This is a genomic window from Paenibacillus polygoni, assembly GCF_030263935.1.
Taxonomy (GTDB): Bacteria; Bacillota; Bacilli; order Paenibacillales; family Paenibacillaceae; genus Paenibacillus; species Paenibacillus polygoni.
Map to the genome: position 1 here is coordinate 1,910,207 of NZ_CP127162.1, position 19,380 is coordinate 1,929,586.

At 42.4% G+C, this 19,380-nt stretch carries 18 protein-coding genes; all 18 read left to right on the forward strand.

The features are described 5' to 3' along the window. Window positions 1–119: 119 nt before the first annotated feature. Window positions 120–1,379, forward strand: a complete 1,260-nt coding sequence (locus tag QPK24_RS09195; RefSeq protein WP_407083003.1) for a M16 family metallopeptidase — start codon at window positions 120–122, stop codon at window positions 1,377–1,379. After that, entirely contained in the window at window positions 1,357–1,803 is a 447-nt protein-coding gene (dut, locus tag QPK24_RS09200) for a dUTP diphosphatase (RefSeq protein ID WP_285748074.1), read from the forward strand. The genes QPK24_RS09195 and dut overlap by 23 nt, the downstream gene beginning before the upstream one ends. Window positions 1,804–1,929: 126 nt before the next feature. Beyond that, window positions 1,930–2,835, forward strand: a complete 906-nt coding sequence (gene dpsA, locus QPK24_RS09205) for a dipicolinate synthase subunit DpsA (protein WP_285748076.1) — start codon at window positions 1,930–1,932, stop codon at window positions 2,833–2,835. Continuing rightward, entirely contained in the window at window positions 2,832–3,410 is a 579-nt protein-coding gene (locus QPK24_RS09210) for a dipicolinate synthase subunit B (protein ID WP_285748078.1), read from the forward strand. Before dpsA ends, QPK24_RS09210 begins: the two co-directional genes overlap by 4 nt. 292 nt (window positions 3,411–3,702) lie before the next feature. Next, window positions 3,703–4,920: an aspartate kinase gene (gene dapG, locus QPK24_RS09215; RefSeq protein WP_285748079.1), complete on the forward strand. Its 1,218-nt coding sequence runs from the start codon at window positions 3,703–3,705 to the stop codon at window positions 4,918–4,920. Between the two features lie 33 nt (window positions 4,921–4,953). Beyond that, window positions 4,954–5,838 (forward strand): 4-hydroxy-tetrahydrodipicolinate synthase, encoded by an 885-nt coding sequence (dapA, locus tag QPK24_RS09220; RefSeq protein ID WP_285748081.1) that lies wholly within the window; start codon window positions 4,954–4,956, stop codon window positions 5,836–5,838. Window positions 5,839–6,228: 390 nt separating this feature from the next. Beyond that, window positions 6,229–7,908: a ribonuclease J gene (locus tag QPK24_RS09225; RefSeq protein ID WP_285748083.1), complete on the forward strand. Its 1,680-nt coding sequence runs from the start codon at window positions 6,229–6,231 to the stop codon at window positions 7,906–7,908. 192 nt (window positions 7,909–8,100) lie between these two features. Continuing rightward, on the forward strand, window positions 8,101–8,862 hold the full coding sequence (locus tag QPK24_RS09230) for a ClpP family protease (RefSeq protein ID WP_285748085.1): 762 nt from the start codon (window positions 8,101–8,103) through the stop codon (window positions 8,860–8,862). Continuing rightward, a complete protein-coding gene (locus QPK24_RS09235) occupies window positions 8,859–9,092 on the forward strand; it encodes a YlzJ-like family protein (RefSeq protein ID WP_285748087.1) in 234 nt (77 codons plus the stop codon). Before QPK24_RS09230 ends, QPK24_RS09235 begins: the two co-directional genes overlap by 4 nt. Before the next feature lie 79 nt (window positions 9,093–9,171). Further along, complete coding sequence (locus tag QPK24_RS09240; protein WP_285748089.1) at window positions 9,172–11,799, forward strand: FtsK/SpoIIIE family DNA translocase; 2,628 nt, start codon at window positions 9,172–9,174, stop codon at window positions 11,797–11,799. A gap of 174 nt (window positions 11,800–11,973) precedes the next feature. Continuing rightward, complete coding sequence (sleB, locus tag QPK24_RS09245) at window positions 11,974–12,813, forward strand: spore cortex-lytic enzyme (protein WP_285748091.1); 840 nt, start codon at window positions 11,974–11,976, stop codon at window positions 12,811–12,813. Between the two features lie 183 nt (window positions 12,814–12,996). Beyond that, complete coding sequence (yfmF, locus tag QPK24_RS09250; protein WP_285748093.1) at window positions 12,997–14,277, forward strand: EF-P 5-aminopentanol modification-associated protein YfmF; 1,281 nt, start codon at window positions 12,997–12,999, stop codon at window positions 14,275–14,277. Window positions 14,278–14,280: 3 nt separating this feature from the next. Next, a complete protein-coding gene (yfmH, locus tag QPK24_RS09255) occupies window positions 14,281–15,561 on the forward strand; it encodes an EF-P 5-aminopentanol modification-associated protein YfmH (protein ID WP_285748095.1) in 1,281 nt (426 codons plus the stop codon). Between the two features lies 1 nt (window position 15,562). Then, on the forward strand, window positions 15,563–16,333 hold the full coding sequence (ymfI, locus tag QPK24_RS09260) for an elongation factor P 5-aminopentanone reductase (RefSeq protein ID WP_285748097.1): 771 nt from the start codon (window positions 15,563–15,565) through the stop codon (window positions 16,331–16,333). Between the two features lie 100 nt (window positions 16,334–16,433). Continuing rightward, window positions 16,434–16,688, forward strand: a complete 255-nt coding sequence (locus tag QPK24_RS09265; RefSeq protein WP_213532611.1) for a DUF3243 domain-containing protein — start codon at window positions 16,434–16,436, stop codon at window positions 16,686–16,688. Between the two features lie 187 nt (window positions 16,689–16,875). Then, complete coding sequence (locus QPK24_RS09270) at window positions 16,876–17,643, forward strand: DUF3388 domain-containing protein (protein ID WP_213532612.1); 768 nt, start codon at window positions 16,876–16,878, stop codon at window positions 17,641–17,643. Between the two features lie 82 nt (window positions 17,644–17,725). Then, window positions 17,726–18,706 carry a helix-turn-helix domain-containing protein gene (locus QPK24_RS09275; RefSeq protein WP_285748099.1) on the forward strand — a complete coding sequence of 327 codons (981 nt, stop codon included), beginning with the start codon at window positions 17,726–17,728 and terminating at the stop codon, window positions 18,704–18,706. Between the two features lie 152 nt (window positions 18,707–18,858). Then, a complete protein-coding gene (locus tag QPK24_RS09280; protein ID WP_285748100.1) occupies window positions 18,859–19,347 on the forward strand; it encodes a YajQ family cyclic di-GMP-binding protein in 489 nt (162 codons plus the stop codon). The last annotated feature ends 33 nt before the right edge of the window (window positions 19,348–19,380 follow it).

Consider the following 19,380-nt stretch of genomic DNA (forward strand, 5'->3'; position numbering starts at 1 on the left):
GTCATTTTTTTTGGTAGGATTATGATATTTGGTTGTGAACATAATTCAGTCAAAGCCATTTTAAGATATGATTCTTAAAAGTGAGTTATCAAATTTGGGGAGGCCAGCATGTGAAGAAAATGAAACTGAAAAATGGCCTTAGAGTGGTCATGGAAGAAATTCCAACAAGCCGATCGGTTTCTTTTGGGATCTGGGTTAAGAATGGTTCACGTAATGAAGATGATCTGAATAACGGAGTGTCTCATTTTATAGAGCATATGCTGTTTAAAGGCACCGATCGTTTTGACGCAAAAGCGATAGCAGAACAATTTGATGCCATTGGCGGTAATGTGAATGCCTTTACCTCAAAAGAATACACTTGTTATTATGCAAAAGTTCTTGATGAACATTTGCCGATTGCCGTAGATGTCTTATCAGACATGTTCTTTCATTCCAAGTTTGACAGCGAGGAACTTGCGAAAGAGAAAAATGTGATTTTAGAAGAAATCTCGATGTATGAAGATACGCCGGATGATATGGTTCACGATTTAATTTCGCTTGCAGCTTACGGAGATCATCCACTCGCTTATCCAATCCTCGGTACAGAAGAGAAACTAAATGCAATGGATCAGACAACACTTCGTGATTTTATGAAAGAACGTTATACGATTGAAAATACGGTGATCAGTCTTGCTGGGAATATTGATGCTGATCATATTATGGAACTGCTCGAAAAATATTTTGGTTCTTTTGATCTTCACGGAGAAATAAAAGAAGTATCTGAGCCTGTATTTAAAGGGGAACAATTGTTTCATAAAAAGAAAACAGAGCAAAATCACATCTGTTTAGCTTTTCCAGGATGTTCGATTCACGACAACAAGCAGTATGCAATGGCACTCATTAATAATGCGATTGGCGGCGGAATGAGTTCGAGACTGTTCCAGGAAATAAGAGAGAAACGCGGTCTTGCTTATTCTGTGTATTCCTATCATAGTGCACATGCAGACAGCGGCTTGTTTACGATCTATGCAGGAACAGCCCCTAAACAGACAAAAGAGGTAATGGAGCTTACGATTGCCCTTTTAAAAGATCTTGCTGTTAATGGTTTGTCTGAAGAAGAACTCCGTAAAGGAAAAGAACAGCTCAAAGGCAGCCTTATCTTGAGTCTGGAAGGTACAGGCAGCCGAATGAACCGGAATGGTAAAAATGAGCTGATGGTAGGGAAACACCAAACCCTTGACCAAATGATTGAAAAAATCGAAAATGTAACTATGGACGACATCAATGTTGTTTTAGACCGCATGTTCGCTGTACCTTATGCACTGGCTATGGTAGGCGCTTCGGATAAAGCAATTGCATCTATGAGGAGGAACGAGTTTGTCAGTATCCGTACAAATTAAAAGATTAGCTGGTAATGAAGATATTTCACTTCCTGCTCAAATGTCTGAACTCGCAGCAGGTTTTGACCTGTATGCCGCTGTGGAGGCTGATAAGACATTACATCCAGGGGAACGCAGTTTGATACCTACCGGATTTGCTATGGCTTTACCAGCTGGTTATGAAGCTCAGATTCGCCCAAGAAGCGGCTTAGCTTATAAACACGGGATCACCTGTCTTAATACGCCGGGAACCATTGATGCAGATTATCGTGGTGAAGTGAAGGTGCTGCTTGTGAACCTAGGACAAGAACCTTTCACAATCCGCCGGAATGAACGCATCGCACAAATGGTGATTCAAGTCGTACCTGCGGTTACCTTGATCGAAGTAGAAGAACTGTCTGAAACGGTTCGGGGTACCGGTGGTTTTGGCCACACAGGGAAATAAAACAAAAGAAAGAATGCAGCTGCTCTTCCAAAATGGGAGGGCAGCTTTTTTGTGTTTATCAATCACCAGGGCTACCTGTTAGGCATAGGATGATATCATACAGCTTTTGAAAGGAGTGACATCCTGATGTTGACCGGAGTTCGGATCGTCGTTTTAGGAGGAGATGCACGTCAGCTTGAGGTCATCCATCGCTGCGTAGAGCTTGATGCATCTGTAAGTATAGTAGGATTTGATACTTTGGAGCATTTTCCTGAAGGAGCTGTCAAGGAAACCTTGTCTGACCAGCTTCTTTCTACAGCAGACGTTTTAATACTGCCGGTGGTGGGATGTGACGACAGCGGAAACATCCAAGCTAAATATGCTGATAGTGATACAACGATAACTTTAACTGCAAAACTTGCAGCTGAATTACCAGAACATTGTACGATATTTACAGGTATGGCAAAACCTTATTTGAAAGAGATTTGTAAGCAAAATAGGATTCGTCTTATTGAACTTCTTGACCGGGATGATGTGGCTATTCATAATTCGATTCCAACAGCAGAGGGCGCGATCATGCTGGCTATTCAGCAGACTGATTTTACGATTCATAACTCGGTCGCGTTGGTACTCGGACTCGGTCGTACTGGTTTTACAATGGCAAAAACACTTCAAGGTTTGGGTGCGGATGTGAGGGTGGCTGTAAGACGCGAAGAGGACATTGCTAGAGCATCAGTGATGGGCTTAAAGCCTTTCCTGACGAGGGATTTAGAGAAACATGCAGGGCAAGCTGACTTGATTTTTAATACGATACCGTCTATGATAATCACAGCACAAATCCTGTCCAAAATGAAGTCGAAATCGTTTATTATTGATCTTGCCTCAGCACCTGGTGGAACCGATTTTCGGTATGCAGAGAAGCGCGGTATTCAAGCGATGCTCGCCCCTGGGCTCCCTGGCATTGTTGCTCCCAAAACAGCGGGTGTTATTATTGCCAACTCCATTGTTAAGCTGCTTTTAGGTGAACAAAATGATCGGGGGAATAAGCAATGAATTGGCAGGGAAAAACGGTTGGTTATGCGATAACAGGATCTCATTGTACTTTTGAAGAAGTGATGCCGGTAGTGCAAAGGTTTAAGGATGAAGGGGCAGATGTTGTGCCTATCATTTCTCAGACTGTACTCACTACAGACACTCGGTTTGGGACGTCTCAAAGCTGGCAGAAGCAGTTGAAAGATATAACGGGGAATGATATTATTTCTTCGATTGTCGAGGCAGAACCGCTGGGACCATCGAAGAGGCTCGATGTACTGGTTATAGCACCTTGCACAGGTAACACGACCAGTAAGCTAGCAAATGCAATGACGGATAGTCCTGTTCTCATGGCTGCAAAATCGCAAATGCGGAATCAACGACCTGTTGTTCTTGCGATTTCGACGAATGACGGCCTGGGACTAAACGCAGCGAATATTGCAAAGTTACTTGTAGCGAAGTATATCTATTTTGTTCCGTTTGGCCAGGATAACCCAGAGAATAAACCGAATTCACTCGTCGCTAAAATGCATCTGATTCCTGAAGCAGCTTATGCTGCCCTCGAAGGAAGACAATTGCAACCTATACTTATGTAAAGCGGCAAGTGGCATGTAACTTTACGAATGAGAGGTATCGAAAGATGCCTTTTTTCGAGGTGAGTATACTAAGCAATTTAGGTATACTTATCCTTCATATTTTTTATATTATATCTTTTTGAAAAAATGAATGATGTAGAACGTAGAACAGATTACTAACAAGCACTGCAAAGAATGCAGTTAATCAAATCATCGCATCTGAACGCTTAAGCAACGCAGAAGGTTTACATTCCATTTGTTCTACATCCTTTATGCTTAGGTCTTCTTGATACACAAATGGAGGAATTCGTGCATGGGCATTTTAGTGCAAAAATTTGGGGGGACTTCTCTTTCAACCCCCGCTGCTAGAGAACGTGTTCTTCAGCATATGAAACGTGAAATTAAAGCAGGGCATTCACTAGTTGTTGTTGTATCTGCAATGGGACGCAGAGGCGAACCTTATGCAACGGATACCCTTTTAGACTGGATTAGCAGTAACGGAGATGCTCTGCCTGCAAGAGAGAAGGATCTGCTGCTTTCTTGTGGCGAGTTTATTTCTGCAAGCACATTAACCAGTTTGGCACATAGTGAAGGAATCACAGCAACCGTTTTAACAGGCGGGCAAGCCGGAATTATTACCGATCGTCAATATGGCAATGCTAGAATCGTTGAGGTGAAGCCAGATCGGATCTTAGAAGAATTGAAATCTCATCAAGTGGTTATTGTTGCCGGTTTCCAAGGCATTAATGATATAGGTGATATTACTACTTTAGGACGCGGAGGCAGCGACACGTCAGCAACAGCTCTTGGAGCAGCACTCGGAGCGGATATGGTTGATATCTATACCGATGTCGAGGGAGTACTTACGGCAGATCCAAGAATTGTAGAAGATGCGAAGCCTCTTTTATATGTCAGTTATGCAGAGATTAGTAATATGGCCCACCAAGGCGCAAAGGTGATACATCCGCGTGCGGTAGAGATCGCCATGCAGTCACATATTCCGGTGCGTGTTCGCTCTACTTTTGGGGATGGGGAAGGAACGCTTATTACTCACCCAGAAGGAGTTCGAGATATTCAATCCGGCGTTGTAGATCGTCATGTAACCGGTATTGCACATGTGAGTAACGTAACGCAAATCACGGTTGAAGCCGAAGAGAATGTAGGTAAACTGCAGCTCCAGGTATTCAAAGCGATGGCAGAGAATGATATTAGTGTTGATTTTATTAATGTTTCACCATCTGGCGCCGTATATACCGTGTTTGATTATGATTCCGAAAAAGCGATCCGTGTCCTTCAAGAACTTGGACTGAAGCCGAAAAGTTTGTCCGGTTGTGCGAAGGTTTCGGTTATTGGCGGAGGGATTAACGGTGTCCCAGGCATTATGGCCCGTATTGTCGAATCGCTTGCAGAGGTGAATATTGATATTTTGCAGTCAGCCGACTCGAACACAACAATATGGGTATTGGTGAAAAAAGAAGATATGGTAGGCGCAGTTCGCGCTCTTCATACAAAATTTGAGCTCCACTTATAATCTAATTTGTAATAGTTCAAGGAGGATAAAAACGTGGAATTTGGAAGACTAATAACGGCCATGGTCACGCCTTTCAACGAACAAGGCGAGATTCACTGGGAAGAAACCTCCAGGCTCATCGATTATTTAATAGACGTACAAAAATCAGACGCACTGGTCGTATCAGGTACAACAGGAGAATCACCTACTCTATCAGATCAAGAAAAAGTGGAATTGTTTTCTTTTGCAGTAAAACATGCTGCTGGAAGAGCCAAAATTATAGCAGGTACTGGCAGCAACAGTACACACCATTCCATTACGCTTACGCAAGAGGCTGAAAAAGCGGGAGTAGACGGGGTTCTTTTGGTTGTTCCCTATTACAATAGACCAAATCAAGAAGGAATGTATAGACACTTCGAAGCGATTGCGAATTCTACTTCTTTACCTGTAATGCTGTATAATGTGCCGGGAAGAACTGCCGCGAGCCTTTCTGTAGAAACAACACTTCGACTTGCAGAGATCAAGAACATTGTCGCTACAAAAGAATGTGCATCCTTAGAACAAGTGACGCTGATTGCTGCGGGTGCTCCGAAAGGTTTTGCTGTTTATTCTGGCGATGACTCATCTACTTTGCCAGCCCTTTCCGTGGGAGCCTACGGCATCGTGAGTGTTGCGAGTCATATCATCGGTTCTTCTATGAAAGAGATGATTGAATCTTACTTGAACGGAGATGTACAGAAGGCTGCTTCCTTACATCAGAAGTTATTCCCTGTATTCAAGGGGTTGTTTGACGCGCCGCATCCGCTGCCGAATCCTGTAGCTGTTAAATATGCTTTAACACAAAAAGGCTATAAGGTGGGTTCCGTGCGTCTTCCGCTCGTGGCACCAACGGAACAAGAAACTAAGTTTATTACAGAACTGATTGCGAAGATTGATTGACATATTTGATAAAAAATAGAGCATCCTCGAACTCTTTGTTAGAGCTTCGGGGATTTTCTTTATATTTAGAGCTTCATTTTCACGTTGTTTTGAGGAATAAAAAACCAAAAGTATAAGTGAAATAAGGTTGTTTCCTGCATTTTATTTTGATTGTTTTTAGAGAAAACGGGAAAACTACACCTTACAAAGCATGCTCGACTTGTTTTTTCGCTTTTTAATCATGTATAATGATGTCAAGTGACTGGGTGCGGTATATTTTTGAAATATGTTTAATTAATGATAAGTGTGCAGGAACTTCGGCTGCGAAGCTGCAAGTTTCTTAAATAATAATTACAAATATTAACTATTATAAGGTACGACGTCCAACTACCATAGGAGGTTCAGATTCATTTGTCTAAGAAAAATAATAACGATAAATTGATGATTTTCGCTTTGGGCGGCGTCGGTGAAATCGGAAAAAACATGTATGTAGTTCAGTACGGTAATGACATTGTAGTCGTTGATGCGGGTCTTAAATTCCCAGAAGAGGATATGCTCGGCATTGATATTGTCATTCCTGATATTTCTTATCTTACCGAAAATCGTGACAAGGTAAGAGGGATCGTTCTGACGCATGGTCATGAAGATCACATCGGCGGTTTGCCTTACGTTCTAAAACACCTTAATGTTCCTGTATATGGAACAAAGCTTACGCTTGGTTTAGTAGAAAACAAATTAAAAGAAGCCAATTTACTTGGCGAAACAAAACGTATTCTGATTAACGAAGATTCCGTAATTGAGCTTGGTAACAGCCTCATGGTTTCATTCTTCGGAACGAACCACAGTATTCCAGACTCTGTCGGCGTATGTATTGAAACACCAGAAGGTGTAGTCGTGCATACCGGAGACTTCAAGTTTGATCACACACCAGTCAATGGTCAATTTGCAGATCTTCAGCGTATGGCTGAAATTGGAAGCAAAGGCGTTTTGGCTCTCTTGTCGGATAGTACGAACGCAGAGAAACCTGGTTTTACTCCTTCTGAGAGAAATGTCGGTATCGTTCTTGAAGATATTTTCCGTAAGGCTAGTCAACGTGTTGTTGTAGCTACTTTTGCTTCTAACGTACACCGTGTGCAACAAGTCATTAATGCAGCTGAAGTGACAGGTCGTAAAGTGGCAGTCATCGGTAGAAGTATGGTGAATGTTGTTAACATTGCTTCCGATCTAGGTTACCTTGACATTCCAGACGGAATGATCATTGAACCAGAAGAAGTAGGCAAAATGGCAGCTGACCGCGTGGTTATTCTGTGCACAGGTTCCCAAGGTGAGCCAATGTCAGCACTTACACGTATGGCCCGCTCTACACATCGTAAAGTAGATATTTTACCAGGAGATACCGTTATCATTGCGGCTACCCCTGTTCCAGGTAATGAGAAATACGTAGGACGTACAATTGATGAATTATTCCGCCTCGGCGCTGAAGTTCACTACAGCGGAGCTAACTCCGGCGTTCACGTTTCTGGTCACGGAAGCCAAGAAGAACTGAAACTGATGCTGAACCTAATGAAACCGAAATACTTTATTCCCATTCATGGTGAGTTCCGTATGCAACGTCGTCATGCGCTGCTTGCAGAAGCGGTTGGCGTAGAACGTGAAAACATCTTTATTACTGATATCGGTGAAGTTGTTGAGATTCAAGGTGGTTCTGCTCGTAAAGCCGGTAAAGTATCTTCCGGTAATGTACTGATTGACGGTCTTGGTGTCGGTGATGTAGGTAACATTGTACTCCGCGATCGTAAACTTTTATCACAAGACGGCATTCTGGTTGTAGTTGTAACACTAAGCAAACAGGATGGAAAAATTGTATCTGGCCCAGACATCATCTCCAGAGGGTTCGTGTATGTACGTGAATCGGAAGGTCTGCTGGATGAAGCAAACCGAATTGTGACAAGTACGCTTCAGAAATTAATGAGTGAGAATGTTAATGAATGGGCTTCACTCAAAACGAATGTAAAAGACTCTTTGGGTCGTTTCTTATATGAACAAACGCGTCGCAGACCAATGATTTTGCCAATCATCATGGAAGTGTAATACGTTTTAACAACAGATATAAAGATTCATCAAAAGGCACACAGTCGCCTCTTCAACCAACAGGTAATATTGGACGGTTCCCTGTTGGAATGAAGAGGCTTTTTTGTTTTATTTTGAATAGAAACTGATCCTTCTCTGCCATAATAAACAAATATGGACGTTTAACAATGGCAGAGAAGGGCGTGTTTATAAATGCAAGAATCAAATGATAAAACAAAAGAAACGAACAACGAAACTCCAATAACACCTCCAGAAGAGATCAAAAATAATCCCGTCGTAAATACGATTCAAGAACTCGGAACAACGTCGGTTCCTGTCCCGCCTGGAGAATCAAACATTTTTTGTATGACGATTATCGGCCAGATCGAAGGTCATCTGATATTACCGCCGCAAAACAAAACAACAAAATACGAGCACTTAATTCCACAACTTGTAGCTGCAGAGCAAAATCCGCGCATCGAGGGCATTCTCATCATTCTTAATACAGTGGGAGGAGATGTGGAAGCGGGGCTGGCTATTGCTGAAATGATAGCTTCGATGACGAAACCTACCGTTACGGTGGTCATTGGGGGAGGACACAGTATAGGTGTTCCCATAGCAGTCAGCAGCAGCTATTCCATCATTGCAGAGAGTGCAACCATGACGATTCATCCCATTCGAATGAATGGATTGTTTATTGGTGTACCTCAGACTTTTGAGTATATGGAAAAAATGCAGGAAAGAGTCGTTCGTTTTGTAACTTCGCACTCTCGGATAACTGAAGAGCAGTTTAAACAGCTCATGTTTAAGACAGGGGAACTTAACCGTGATATTGGAACCGCAGTTGCAGGCGCTGATGCAGTGGAGTATGGACTGATGGATGCGGTGGGCGGCATTGGAGACGCAATTAAAGAGCTGAATCGCCGTATTCAAGAAGCGAAAGATACTTCTATGCCGAAAGGACTAACACAATGACAATGTATACCGTAATGCCTACAGAGCAGCTCTGGGAAGGCATGTGGAAAGAACAGCTGCCTATGATGGAGATGAGTATAGCGGGGCGTCTAGTCCAAGTGATGCCGAAAGATGAGAAGACAGGAATTATCGTGAGAATGTTAAATGGAGGATTATACGACTATTTAGATCCTGCATACTCACCTGGCACAGAAATTCCGCTATATTCAGGGAAAATAGAACAAGGATAGCCTAAACATCGTGCCGAAAAAGAACATATGTGCTGATGTATGCACTTATGGTATAATATTCTTCTGGAGGTGACCTTTTTTGGCCAGAAAGAAGAAAAAGAAAAGAAAATCAACCCTTGGCGGGGTTCTTAAATACGAGATATATGGAATCATTTTGATTACCTTGTCTGTTATTGCCCTCTCTGGTGAGGCCACGGTTGGACGCTCTTTATCCAAAATGTTTGGACTTTTACTGGGTAAGTTTTATTTTGTAATTCCGCTTATCGGGATTTTTTATGGTCTCATGGTAATGATTCATCGAAAGTGGCCTGCAAGCTGGAATCTAAGAAAGAGTGGCTTGGTGTTACTTGTCCTTGCTTTGACCTTAATGAGCACGATCTCTGCTATGGAACAGAAGCTTGGTCCGATGAATCTGTTAAATGCATCCGAAGTGATGAATCAGATACATATCGATTTGCAAACTGAACTGCTAAGAGCTGATGAAACGAGTAATGCTTCCATGCTTGGTAGAGATATCAGCGGTGGATACATCGGAGCAGTAGAATACGCTGTATTGTTATGGTTATTTGGCAATATGGGTGCAAACTTAATGATGATTGTTATGTTCTTTATCAGTTTTATGTTAATTACCGGTCTATCTTATGTAGACTTAATACGAATATTCAAAACTCGTGTCCTACGTTCAGGACGCGCTCTTGCTACGAAATGGAAAGCTTCAGCTAAATCGGGGAATTCTCGCAAAACAAGTACAAAAAACAAGGCGAAACCTAAACCGAAGGTTATTCCATACCATGATGATGAGGAAGAAGAGGATCAGTACACTGAGGATCTTCCTAGTCGCAAAGCACCTTTATTCTTCCAATTGTTTGGCAATGCGAAGTCAAAGCAGCATTCAGATGGTGATTCTGATCTAGATCCGTATCAAGAAGATGGACAAGAGGTGGTTTATGGAGCGGCCTCTTCGAATACGAATCTGCCGTGGGCAGAAGTATACTCGGAGAACGGTAACTCTCTACCGAAAGATCCAGAAGTAAAATCGGGAGGTGCTGCAACTTCAGCGCCGATTATACGGGACTTTTTCGAAAATGTACGTAATGAAAATGCGGCGGAGGAAGATGATCTGGATGATGCTTATCCTCCTGAAGAGAATCTTGCTGTATCTTCAAACGCAGTGGAAGAGCCTGATTTAGAAGCAGCCCAATCAGGAGGCCTCTCTAAGGTAGATTCCCGAACAGCAGAAGAATCAGAAGAAGGTGCCATTCAGCAGCCGGCTCCACCGCCTAAACCTTATAAGCTTCCACCGTTTAAATTATTGTCAAGACCAAGTAACAGCGGTAAGGGTGGAGATCAGAATGATTACAAGCAAACGGCTCGCAAACTAGAAGCTACACTGGAGAGCTTTGGTGTCCGCGCTAAAGTACTTGAAGTTGTTCGTGGCCCGGCGGTAACAAGGTATGAAATTCAGCCCGATATCGGGGTTAAGGTCAGCCGAGTCGTCGGTTTAACGGATGATATTGCGCTTGCGCTTGCAGCGAAGGATATTCGTATGGAAGCTCCAATCCCAGGTAAATCTGCCATTGGTATTGAAGTGCCGAATGGAGAGGTTTCTGTTGTTACTATGCGTGAGGTGATGGAAACAACCGTCTTCCAAGAAGCGGATTCCAAGCTTTCAATCGCATTTGGCCGTGATATTTCAGGGCAAACAATTGTCGGAAATTTAGCAAAAATGCCCCATCTACTTGTTGCCGGTGCTACAGGTTCAGGAAAATCTGTGTGTATCAACGGAATCATCACAAGCATTCTGTATAAAGCGAAACCTGATGAAGTGAAGTTTCTGATGGTGGATCCCAAGATGGTAGAACTTAATATGTACAATGGGATTCCGCATCTGCTTGCCCCTGTGGTGACTGACCCGAAACGGGCTTCGCTTGCGCTTAAGAAAATTGTTGTCGAGATGGAAAAGCGGTATGAGCTGTTCTCTAAGTCAGGTACTCGGAACGTAGAAGGGTATAATAATCTGATGAAAGATAATCCAGCTGCCGTCCTTCCTTATATCGTTGTTATTGTCGATGAGCTTGCTGACCTTATGATGGTTGCAGCGAATGATGTGGAAGATGCCATAGCAAGACTTGCTCAGATGGCTCGTGCTGCCGGCATTCATCTAATCATTGCAACCCAAAGACCGTCGGTTGATGTTATTACCGGTGTAATTAAAGCAAATATTCCATCACGGATTGCTTTTGGTGTTTCTTCACAAGTCGACTCTCGTACGATACTTGATATGGGGGGAGCGGAGAAGCTTCTCGGCCGTGGGGACATGCTCTTTATGCCTGTTGGTTCTTCTAAGCCGGTGCGTGTACAAGGTGCGTTTTTGAGCGATCAGGAAGTAGAGAATATTGTGAGCTATGTTCGTGATCAGGCAGAGGCAGAATATGATGAATCTCTCGTACCTGAGATTGATGATACCCAGCAACAAACGGAAGAGATCCAAGATGAGCTTTATGATCAGGCTGTACAGATCATTATAGAAGCGAAGCAGGCATCTGTATCTCTCCTTCAGCGGCGAATGAGGGTAGGTTACACTCGCGCAGCAAGACTTATCGATTCTATGGAGGCTAGAGGGGTTATTGGTCCTTACGAGGGCAGTAAACCGAGAGAAGTTCTTATCTCTATGGAACAATTTCAAGCAAACAAAATCAGTTCATAATACGTCTAAGGAGACCCTTTCTCATGCGAAAGGGTCTCCTTTTTTATATTCATATTTACAATTTCCACTCTTTAACATGTTTTCTACTCTGACAAAACGTGCATAGGAACAATAACTGCTAAACATAATAAATGTAGCCAACAAGAGAACATAAAAGAAAGGTAGATTCTACTCATGCGAAAAATCAATCTTTGGATCCTCGCCGGCGTGATTTTACTATCGGCTTCTTCCTATCGTCTGATCCTGATGACAAATGAAGATAAGGCAGAACCGAGAATCGAGCAAAATGCCGAAGCAGTCCCTACGTTTAGTCAAAACATTGTTACATCAGGTGCCTATGGACAGGATGTATATGAACTTCAAGGCCGGCTTAAGTATCTTGGTTACTACTACGGTAAAATTGACAGCCATTTTGGACCCAAGACTTTAGGTTCCGTCAAATGGTTTCAATCGGAATTTGGTATTCAAGTGGATGGGGTAGTAGGTCCAAAGACAAAACTTAAACTGTATAACGCCACTAAAGACTGGCGTCCAACCGAGCCAGGACCAGGGCAAGCAGCTGGAGGCAACTCTTCGTCGGGTACGAACACGGGAGGCAACAGTGGTAACAACGGCAGCAGCGGTAATAATAGTATGGGGAGTACCAATTCACTGGGACTTACGGAAAATGAAATTAAAATAATGGCTAACGCCGTTTATGGAGAAGCGCGCGGGGAACCTTTTGAAGGTCAAGTGGCTGTAGCAGCTGTCATATTAAACCGTGTTGAATCTCCGCAGTTCCCGAATACACCTTCTGGTGTCATCTTTCAGCCAGGTGCATTTACGGCTGTAGCGGATGGACAAATTTATCTTGAACCGAACGAGCAAGCTCGAAAAGCGGTAATGCAAGCCTTAGATGGATGGGATCCATCAGGTGGATGTTTGTACTACTTCAACCCGAAAACAGCTACATCTAAATGGATATGGTCACGGCCTCAAGTGAAAACGATTGGTCAGCATATATTCTGTATGTAAGTTATAAAATGGGATGGGTGAGGTTATATACATTAGTAACGACAGCTTATCTCTTTATAAAGGAGTACGGACAGCAATCGGCGGAATTCCTCCGGTTGCTTCTGTGCTTTTGAATGAGTTAGAATGAAATCATACTAGGAAAATTAATGAAAAAATTATGACGTCGTAAAGGGGTTTTGAAACTTGACTAATACAGGATTCGAACGCGGCAGCAATCAGCATATTCGCATTCATGTGCTGCCTACCAAACGCTTTAAGACGTTTGCCATATCTCTGTATGTGGGCGCGCCGCTTAAAGAGGATACGGTTACGAGTACAGCACTGATTCCATTCGTTCTGCGTAGAGGAACATCATCATATCCAGAGACAATCCAGTTTCGTGAGCAGTTAGAAGAGCTTTACGGAGCAGGATTTGGTTTTGACGTATACAAAAGAGGAGATCACCAAATTATCCAGTTTCGTATGGATACCATTAATGACTCCTTTGTTCAAAGCAGTGATAAACTGCTTGATAGGTCCTTTGCTTTTCTTGGTGAAGTGGTTACCAGCCCTGCGAAGGAAAATGGTCATTTCCGTTCCTCCTATGTACAACAAGAGCGAGATACCGTTCGTAAAAGACTAGAGTCCATTGTAAACGATAAAATTCGTTATGCAGGAGAGCGTTGTATTGAAGAAATGTGTAAAGGAGAACCCTACCGCCTTCATCCTCTAGGAGAACGTAAAGATCTTCCGGGAATTGAACCAGAAGGGCTTTATAAGTCCTATGAACAATGGCTCCAGAACGCGGGAATGGATCTATACGTAGTAGGAGACACCACACTTGAAGAAGTTGAAAAGCTCGTAGAGAAGTATTTTCATCTGAATCGCAATACTTCATTTGAGTACAAGACGGAAGTGAGCAGCCGTCCGCACCGCGAAGTACAAACCGTTGTTGAGAAGCTGAATGTAAATCAGGGGAAACTGAATATGGGTCTTCGAACATCCATTACATATGGAGACGACCAGTATGCATCTGCCTTAATGTACAATGGTATTTTGGGTGGTTATCCTCACTCTAAACTGTTTGTTAACGTGAGGGAGAAACATAGTCTTGCTTACTATGCTTCTTCGAGATATGACGGTCATAAAGGGATTGCAACGATTCAATCAGGAATTGAGATCCCTAATTATGAGCAGGCAGTAGAGATTATAAAAAATCAATTATCCGATCTAAAAGAAGGTAAAATCTCTGACCTGGAGATGAACCAAACGAAGGCGATGATTCGTAATTTGCTGAGGGAAATCGGAGATTCTGCATTTGAGATGATTTCTTATGATTTCAATCGTCAATTGTCAGGTAAAGAACGAACAACGATGGAATTGCTTACGCAAATCGAGTCTTTAACGATAGAAGATGTTCAGAAGGCGGCGGAAACGTTCCAACTGGATACCATTTATTTCTTGAGAGATCAGAAGGGGGAATGACCGGTGGAGAGCATACGATATGAACATCTACAAGAAACTTTGTACTATGAAGTAATGGACAACGGTCTTTCTGTATATGTACTGCCTAAACCCGGATTTGAAAAAACCTATGCTACCTTTGCTACGAAGTTTGGTTCTGTAGACAACCATTTTCGTGTAGAGGGAAAAGAGGAACAGCAAGTACCCGACGGGATCGCTCACTTTTTGGAACACAAGATGTTTGAAGAGCCTGAAGGCGATATATTTGCTAAGTTTGCATCTCAAGGTGCTTCTGCTAATGCATTTACAAGTTTCGATCAGACCGTCTATTTATTTTCAGCTACCGAAAATATTAACGAAAACATCGAGACACTTGTGAATTTCGTGCAAAATCCTTATTTTACAGATCAAAATGTAGAAAAAGAAAAAGGGATTATCGGCCAAGAAATTAACATGTATCAGGATAATCCGGATTGGCGCGTTTATTTTGGATTAATCGAAGCCATGTTCCAGAAACATCCGGTGAGAATTGACATCGCAGGTACGATTGAATCCATCAGTACAATTACAAAAGAAACGCTTTATGATTGCTATAATGCATTTTATCATCCGAGCAATATGCTTCTCTTTGTCGTGGGTGGAGTGAACCCTGAGGAAGTCATGGATCTCATTCGTAACAATCAGGCCCAAAAGAATTACGAGAAGCAAGGCAAAATAGATCGTTTATTTGAAGAGGAACCGCTTGAAGTAGGCCAGAAACGCCGGGAAGTAAAACTTGCGGTATCTTTACCTAAATGTTTATTTGGATTTAAGGAACTAAGTAAAGGCCTGAGCGGTGAGGAATTGGTGCGAGAGGATTTAACCACTCGGTTAATGCTTGACTTATTGTTTGGTTCAAGTACGGAACTGTACCAGAAACTTTATGATGAAGATTTAATCTCAGATGGTTTTGGGCATGAGTATAACAGTTCAGCTCAGTATAGCTTTTCCGCTGTGGGTGGAGATACAAAAGATCCTGATCTTTTGTTAGAGCGTGTGCGTACCGAAGTGGAAGCGATGCAGCAAAAAGGTTTTGACCAAAATCACTTTGAGCGGACTCGCAAGAAAAAGATGGGTGGATACTTGCGTATGCTGAATTCCCCTGAGAGTATTGCACATGAATTTACTCGTTATCAATTCCGCGGCGGTGATTTATTCCGTGTACTGCCAATTTATGAATCCATTACTCTCGAAGATGTAAATCGTCGTCTTAGAGAACATATTAATTGGGATCAGCTCGCAGTATCTTTGGTGGTGAGTCCTTAACATGGAGAGAGAAGCCGGATCCTTTATGAAGCCTATACTCGATACAACGGTTCTGGTTACAGGAGCAAGCAGAGGGATTGGAGCAGCCATAGCTAAGCGTTTTGCGTCTGTTGGAATGAATGTAGTTATTCATTATATGAATTCACATGAAGCAGCCAACGAAGTCGCAAGGCAGTGCATGGATTTTGGCGGCAGAATTATGACCGTCAGTGCGGATTTGACCAGTAAAGAACAAATCGAGCGTATGGCTCAAAAATTAAAAGATTATGACATGATTCCTGATGTTCTGGTAAATAATGCCGGTATTTCTCATTATGGTCTTTTGTCTGATGTCTCGGAAGAAGAATGGGACCATGTTATGGCGGTTAATCTGAAAGGCACTTTCCTGTGCACACAAATGTTTATGCCGGGCATGGTCTCTCAGCGGTATGGCCGAATCATTAACGTCTCATCAATCTGGGGAATTTCAGGGGCTTCTTGTGAGGTTCTTTATTCAGCGACTAAGGGAGGAATCAATGCCTTCACGAAAGCGCTGGCCAAAGAACTAGCCCCCTCTGGTGTGACGGTGAATGCAGTGGCACCAGGTGCCGTGGATACAGATATGATGAGTTCCTTCGACGAGGAGGAAATACAAACATTAAGACAAGAAATTCCAGCGGGAAGGCTGGCTAAACCCGATGAGATTTCTTCACTCGTCTATTTTTTAGCGCTCCCTGAGTCTGGTTATATTAATGGACAGATTATATCGCCGAATGGAGGCTGGCTGACTTAGTACAGGAGTAAATTAATCCTTGTATAAGGATTACGTACCTTGCCCATATTAACTACTGCTCACTTTAAATCTCATGAGTAATGCGAAGGAGGATTTAATGATGTCAACAGTAGTCAGTAATTTTGATGCATGGAAAAAATTTCTGGGTGATCGTGTAGCGCAGGCCGAAAAACTCGGTATCAGCGAAGACGTCATTAATAAACTTGCTTACGAAATCGGTGATTTCCTTGATGAAAAAGTCGATCCGGCAAACCCATCCAACCGTGCATTAAAAGAACTATGGGACGTGGGTAATGAGGAAGAGCGTCGTACCATTGCTAAGCTCATGGTCAAATTGGCTAAGAAAAACGCATAGTGACGCATGGAAGAGCTCCCGAAAGGGAGCTTTTCTGTAATTGTTACATCCTTGGTTCTTGTAATTCATTTTTATTTTATATATCATTAGTAAGACCCATGTTTGATGGATTCAGATCCAAACATTTTCTGCTCGGGGAATGACTGATTATGTCGAATATTGAGGAATAAGCTTCAGAGGTGTTAATATGGAGTACAAACAATGGTATATGGAGTACAAAATACATAAGAACAGACCTGGACTCCTTGGTGATATTGCTTCCATGCTTGGAATGCTTGAAGTAAACATTTTGACTATTAATGGTGTTGAAGGAAAAACAAGAGGGATGCTGATCGAGTCAGATGATGATGAGAAGATCCAACTATTAGGTCAAATGCTGAAAAAAGTGAATAACATTACGGTGACAGCTCTTCGTGCGCCAAGACTTGTGGATATACTTGCGGTCAGACATGGCAGGTACATTGATCGAGATTCAGATGATCGTAAAACATTTCGTTTTACTAGGGATGAACTTGGGTTACTTGTTGATTTTTTGGGTGAAGTATTTAAGAAGGAAGGAAATCAGGTTATTGGTCTGCGGGGAATGCCGCGTGTAGGAAAGACGGAATCCATTATTGCCGGCAGTGTATGTGCAATGAAACGATGGACGTTTGTATCTTCTACCTTATTGCGCCAAACGATACGCAGTCAAATGTCTGAGGACGAAATGAACCCAAATAATGTCTTTATTGTCGACGGGATTGTGAGTACAATTCGTTCTAACGAGAAACATTATAATTTGCTGCAAGAGATCATGAGCATGCCGAGTACGAAAGTAATTGAGCATCCTGATATTTTCGTGCAAGAATCTGAGTATGACTATAATGATTTCGATATTATCATTGAACTTCGAAGCACTCCAGACGAAGAGATTATATATGATACGTTTACTGCAAATTATACCGATGATCTGTAAAGGTACAGCGATAATTTAAAGAAATGTGTTTTTTATAAATGAAATACATCTTGGATAAGACAAAAAAAGAGGAGGAATTCGCATGTCTGAACTGGGTCAGCAGTTGAAGGAGGCCCGGCTGCAAAAAGGACTAAGCCTTGATGATGTTCAAGAAATGACAAAGATTAGAAAAAGGTATCTTGAAGCAATTGAATCTGGAGATTATAAAGTTCTCCCTGGCAGCTTTTATGTGCGAGCATTTATTAAAACCTATGCAGAAACGGTAGGTTTGAACCCCGATGAGCTACTCGAAGGACATAAGAAGGATGTTCCAGATTCTGAACAAGAAGCTACAATGGAACCGGTTATTACGAAGCGTTCCAGCCGTCCGGCATCAGAGCGTAATAATAAATGGTTGACTACTGTATTACCTTGGACTTTTTTGGCTCTCATTCTAGTTCTCATTTACGTTTATGTAAGTAATGCGGATAAGAATCAAGCTGAGACTCCAAATAATCCTGATACGGAGCAACAGGTGAACCCACCTGTAAATGAGACGCCAACACCACCTGTAGACGAAGAGGTTCCCGGCGAGGATACAGAGGAGCCAGGTACCGATGTAGGCGGTGGGGATCAGCAAGATCCAAGTGATACAGAAGATATTCCAGCTGAAGAAGAACCTGCTGAGGAGCCTGCTGAACAGCCAGTGACGATTACGCAGAGCGGCAAAGCAGGGAATATTACCATCTTTGATGTTGCTGGCGGTAGTGCTGATGAACCGGTGAAGGTTGTAATTAAAGCTTCAGGTCTTAGCTGGATGGAAGTATATGCAGGTGAGAACTCAAGTGGTGAGAAATTATTCAGAGATAACACAGCAGAAGGCCAAACTTACAGCTTTGATCTTGGTCCAGAAGGAATGTACATTAAATCCGGCTATGCTCCCGCTACGGAAATTACCGTTAATGGTGAAGTAGTTACCGATGGTAAAACGACGAATCGAATTCGTCTAGAGCGAGTGGAAGGTTCAAATTCTGATCAGAGCAATACGGCAGGCGAAGATGAATCTTCAGATTCTGGCGAGTAATTGCCTACTCTAACATGTACAGCGAAGTGTCGCTGTACATGTTTTTTCGAGTAAGGTTATCTGACAAGACTTTGAAAGAGATTCGATTTATGAACCCTATTCTAATATAATGTTACATAGGGCATCATGACTAATGAAAGGAAGTGGATCATATGAGTGAAAGTTCATTTGATATTGTATCCAAATTAGATTTGGCGGAACTAACGAACGCCGTAACCCAAGCAGAGAAAGAAATTGGGAGCCGTTACGATTTTAAAGGTAGTAAGAGCAGTCTTAAAATAGAGAAAGATGCGCTTATTATCGTTTCAGACGATGAATATAAACTAAATGCAGTCATTGACGTTTTACAGTCAAAGATGGTCAAAAGAGGTCTTCCGCTAAAAAATCTGGATTATGGTAAAGTTGAGCCTGCTTCAATGGGTACCGTGCGTCAGCGTCTTGGTTTTAAACAAGGAATTGATCAAGATAACGCTAAAAAAATTAATACTTTGATTCGTGACTCGAAGCGGAAAGTCAAAAGTCAAATTCAAGGCGATCAAATCAGGGTTACTGGAAAAAGCCGGGACGATCTTCAAGCGATTATTCAGTTGTTGCGCTCAAGTGATTTGCCTCTTGATCTTCAGTTTACTAACATGAAATAAAACAAATATGAATTCATGAGTAAATCTCTAGAT